Annotated in this window: 3 protein-coding genes; all 3 read left to right on the top strand. The window is 70.1% G+C overall.

The window, feature by feature from the left end:
* Window positions 1-676, top strand: a 676-nt coding sequence (locus H0U68_RS00685; RefSeq protein ID WP_296352137.1) for a response regulator, incomplete at its 5' end; no start/stop codon positions are given.
* Window positions 673-1,638, top strand: coding sequence for a response regulator transcription factor (locus tag H0U68_RS00680; protein ID WP_296352135.1), 966 nt, complete (start codon window positions 673-675; stop codon window positions 1,636-1,638). The genes H0U68_RS00685 and H0U68_RS00680, both read left to right, overlap by 4 nt.
* Window positions 1,639-1,771: 133 nt before the next feature.
* A partial coding sequence (locus H0U68_RS00675) for a cadherin domain-containing protein (RefSeq protein WP_296352133.1) occupies window positions 1,772-4,956 on the top strand: 3,185 nt, incomplete at its 3' end.

The following is a 4,956-nucleotide window of genomic DNA, read 5'->3' as shown; positions in this document are numbered from 1 at the left end:
CGGCTACGCCGGCGCGCGCCGCCGCATCCTGGTGGTGGACAACGAGGAGGCCGACCGCGAGCTGCTGGTGCAGCTGCTGGAGCCGCTGGGCTTCGAGCTGCGCACCGCCGCCAGCGGCCACGACGCGCTGGACCTGCTGGCCGCCGGGTACCGGCCCGATGCGGTGCTGATGGACCTGGCGATGCCGGGCATCGACGGCTGGGAAACGATTCGCCGCGCGCGCCGGCTGCCAAAGATGGAGGCCGCCTTCGCCGTGGTGTCGGCCAACGCCTTCGACAAGGGCCTGGACAACGACGCCGGCATCCGGCCGGAAGACTTCATCCTCAAGCCGCTGCGCCACGCCGAGCTGCTGGACTGGCTGGAGCGCCGGCTGGCGCTCGCGTGGAGCGACGCGCCTGCGCTCCCCGAGCCGCCCGCCGCGTCCACCGCCGCCGACTGGGTGCTGCCCGGCGCCCCGGCGCTGCAGCCGCTGCGCGAGGCGGTGCAGCTGGGGTATTACCGCGGCATCCTGAACGCGCTGGATGCCATCGAGGCGGCCGAGCCCGCCTGCGCCGGCTTCGCAGCCGCCATGCGCGAGCTGGCGCGCCGCTTCCAGTTCGAGGCCATTGCCCGTGCGCTGGCGCGCGCCACGCCGGTGCCGGCGGCAGATGCGAAAGAAGCGGGAGGAGCCCCATGAGCGTCGCACTCAACCGCGCCGAGAGCGACCTGGTGCTGATCGTCGACGACGTGCCGGACAACCTGTCGGTGCTGCACGACGCGCTGGACGAGTCCGGCTACACCGTGCTGGTGGCCACCGGCGGCGAGGCCGCGCTGCAGCGCGCGGCCCAGGCGCTGCCCGACATCGTGCTGCTGGACGCCATGATGCCGGGGCTGGACGGCTTCGAGGTGGCGCGGCGGCTGAAGGCCTCGCCGCGCACCGCACACATCCCCATCATCTTCATGACCGGCCTGACCGAGACCGAGCACCTGGTGGCGGCGCTGGAGGCCGGCGGCGTGGACTACGTCACCAAGCCGATCAAGCCGAAGGAAGTGCTCGCTCGCATGGGCGTGCACCTGCGGAGCGCCCGGCTGGCCCGGCAGACCCGCAACGCACTGGATGCCTTCGGCTACGCCAGCATCACGGTGCGCCCGGCCGACGGCCGCGTCACCTGGCAGACGCCGCTGGCGCGCGAGCTGCTGGTCACTTACTACGGCAGCTCCGGGCCGGCCGCGCCGCAGCCGGTGCTGGACTGGCTGCGCCGGCACCTGGCGGACGCGCAGCGCAGCATCGAGCCGCCGCGCCTGGCCATGGAGCTGGGCGCGCGGCGCCTGAGCTTGCGGCTGCACCAGCAGACCGGCGACGGCGAGGAGGGCGGCGGCGGGGACTGGCTGATCGTGATGCGCGAGGTGTCGGATGCGGCGGTGATCGCGTCCATGAGCCTGGCCTTCAAGCTCACGGCGCGCGAGGCCGAGGTGCTGTACTGGGTGGTCAAGGGCAAGATCAACCGAGACATCGCCGACATCCTGGGGTCGAGTCCGGCCACGGTGAAGAAGCACCTGGAACGCGTTTTTGCCAAGCTGGGGGTGGAAACGCGCACGGCGGCGGCCGGCATGGCGATGAACCGCATCCGGCAGCTGCACCCGCAGTTCGAGGGGTGACCAAGCAGCGCCCGCATGGAAATTGTGCACAAAAATCACTGTGGGGAGACAGCTCAGCCATCTTATACTGCACATCTAGTTACCGAATTACTACGCACCACGCAACGTGGCTGCTACACGAGGGGCAATCCAATTGAGTACACCGAACGCGGCCATCCAGGCCACGCTGCAGAAGATTTTTGTCCTTTGCGCGGGCATGCCCGCGGACACGCAGGTCGCTGCCTCACTGGCGCAGCAGGTTGCCGACTCAGGTAGCTGGGCGTCGGTCAAGGTGTTGCTGGACAGCTACCTGGGCGCGCAGGCATCCGCCATGGGCGGGCCGGCGCTGCTCAAGCTGATGGCGCTGCAGGGCTTCGGCTACGTGCTGAGCGACGCGGAAGCCAACGGCTTTGCCGCGCAGATCGCCTCCGGCGCCACCAGCTGGGGCGCGCTGGCCCTGCAGGTGGCCGGCAGCGTGGGCGGCGCGCTGGGCGACACGCTGACCCACAAGGCCGATGCGGCCGAAGTGTTCACCCAGGCGCTGTATGCGCAAAACAAGGGCGGCTTCTACTTCGGCGGCCCGCAGCTGCTGGGCGGCGTGCGCGAAGTGCTGCTGGGCGTCACGGCGCAGGAAGGCACCGTGGGCGAGGCCAAGGCCAGCCTGCAGGCGCTGGTGGACCACCTGGGCAGCGGCGGCATCCTGGTCAAGGCGACCGACGGCTACCTGAATGGCGCCTCGGTGTTCGTGGACGCCAACGGCAACGGCCGCCTGGACGGCACCGAACAGGTGCTGGTGACCGACGAAGCCGGCAACATCAACGTGAGCGCCGCCGCGTCGGGCGGCAGCCTGGTGGCCTTCGGCGGCATCGACCTGCTGACCGGCTGCGACTTCGAAGGCGTGATCTCCGCGCCGGTGGGCGCCACCGTCATCACCCCGCTGACCACGCTGATCGACGCGCTGCTGCGCATCCACGTGGTCGGCTCCGCGCAGGCGGGCTCCACCCTGATCGAGCAGGAATTCGGCCTGCCGGCCAGCCTGAACCTGCTGAATTTCGACCCGCTGGCCGTGCTGGCCAACCCGCTCGCCAGCCCGGCCGACAAGGCCGCCGCGCTGGACGCGCAAGCGCTGTCGCTGCAGGTCCTCAACGTGATCACGCTGGGCGGCCTGGAGCTGTCCTCGGCCGGCGGCATCGACGTGCAGGCCGCCTCGCGCCTCATGGCCGACGCGCTGGCGCATGCCATGGCGTCCGGCGCTCCGCTGGACCTGGGCGACGCGGCCGTGTTGAAAGGCATCGTCGACAGCGCGCTGCAGTCGCTCACCGGCCACGCGCCGACGGCGCAGCAGTCGCTGGAATCCAGCCAGATCGCCCAGCTGGTGGCCACGCTCAACGACCAGGCCGGCGACGCTGGCGGCATCTACAAGCTGGCGCAGGTGGCCTGCGTGTCGCAGTGCGACGCGGTGGACGCGGTGCGCGCCGCCCTGGCCGGCGGCCACGGCCTGCAGCCCGTGCTGGACGCCTTCTCGGGCCAGCGCCTGGAAGCGGCCATCGTCACGGCCGACGTGGGCGAGATCGCCCCGGGCGTGCCGCTGATCGAATCTGTCACGCCGACCCAGGGCGTGAGCATCCGTTCGGTGGTGGACGACAACGGCACGGCGAGCACCGCCGACGACGTGGTGATTCCGCGCGGCGGCAACAGCGGCGACACCACGCCCACCGTCAACGGCCACATCTCCGCGCCGCTGCAGGCCGGCGAAGCGGTCGTCATCTACGGCGGCGTGAACGGCGACGTGCAGCTGGGCGCGGCCACGGTGGTCGGCCAGGACTTCAGCTTCGTGCCCGCCAGCCAGCTGTCGGGCGTGCAGCAGTTCGTCGCGAAGGTCGTCAACTTCTACGCCGAAGGCACTGCCAGCGACGGCTACACCGTCGACCTGAACGGCGCGCCGGAGATCACCAGCGACGGCGGCGGCGGGCACGCGTACATCAGCCTGGCGGAGAACACGACGGCGGTCACCACGGTGGCGGCGGTGGACGCGGACGGCGATACACTGACCTACAGCATCGTGGGCGGCGCAGATGCGGCGCTGTTCACGATCGACGCCGGCACCGGCGCGCTGAGCTTCCTCTCGGCCCCCGACTACGAGAACCCGCGCGGCTACAGCGCGCCCGATTACGGCGACGACCGGCTGTCGGCGAGCAGGTTCCGCGGCAGCTACGACAACACCTACGACGTGACGGTGCAGGTGAGCGACGGCACGCTGACCGACACGCAGGCCATCACGGTGAGCGTGACCGACGTGGCCGAAGACGTGAGCGCGCCGGTCATCACCAGCAACGCGGGAGGCCCCAGCGCCTACATCAGCCTGGCGGAAAACACCGCTGCCGTCACTACGGTGATCGCCACCGACGCGGACGGCAACAGCCTGACGTATTCGATTGCGGGCGGCTCGGACGCGTCGCTGTTCACCATCAACGCCGCCACCGGCGCGCTGAGCTTCATCACCGCACCGAACTACGAAAGCCCGTTCGGCTGCGACAACAACTACGACGTGACCGTGCAGGCGAGCGACGGCGTGCTGACGGACACGCAGCAGCTGTACGTGTCGGTGTACAACGTCAGCGAAGCGCCGGTCATTACCAGCAACGGCGGAGGCGCCACCGCCTTCGTCAGCGCGCCGGAGGGCGGCGCGACGGTCACGACCGTCGCGGCCACCGATTCCGACGGCGACACCGTCCTGTACTCGATCACCGGTGGTGCCGATTCCGCGCTGTTCACCATCGACGGCAGCACCGGCGCGCTCAGCTTCGTCACCGCGCCCGACTACGAAAACCCGTTCGGCTGCGACAACAACTACAGCGTGACGGTGCAGGCGAGCGACGGCACCCTTACCGACACGCAGCAGCTGTACGTGACGGTGACCAACGTCAACGAGGCGCCGGTCATCACCAGCAACGGCGGCGGCGGCAGCGCGGGCACCAGCATCGCCGAGAACACCACCGCCGTGACCACGGTGATGGCAACCGACGTGGACGGCAACAGCCTGACATATTCGATCGCGGGCGGCACCGACTCCGCGCTGTTCACCATCGATGCCAGCACCGGCGCGCTGAGCTTCATCACCGCGCCCGACTACGAAAACCCGTTCGGCTGCGACAACAACTACGACGTGACGGTGCAGGCGAGCGACGGCACCCTGGACGCCACGCAGCAGTTGTACGTGTCGGTGTACAACGTCAACGACGCGCCGGTCATCACCAGCGACGGTGGCGGCGGCACCGCGTCGGTGAGCGTCGCCGAAGGCGGGGCCACCGTCACCATGGTCGCCGCGTCCGACCAGGA

Source organism: Ramlibacter sp. (assembly GCF_013697775.1).
Classification (GTDB): Bacteria; Pseudomonadota; Gammaproteobacteria; order Burkholderiales; family Burkholderiaceae_C; genus Ramlibacter.
The sequence above is the reverse complement of the archived record's forward strand: the minus strand, read 5'-3'. Positions and strand labels throughout refer to the sequence as shown.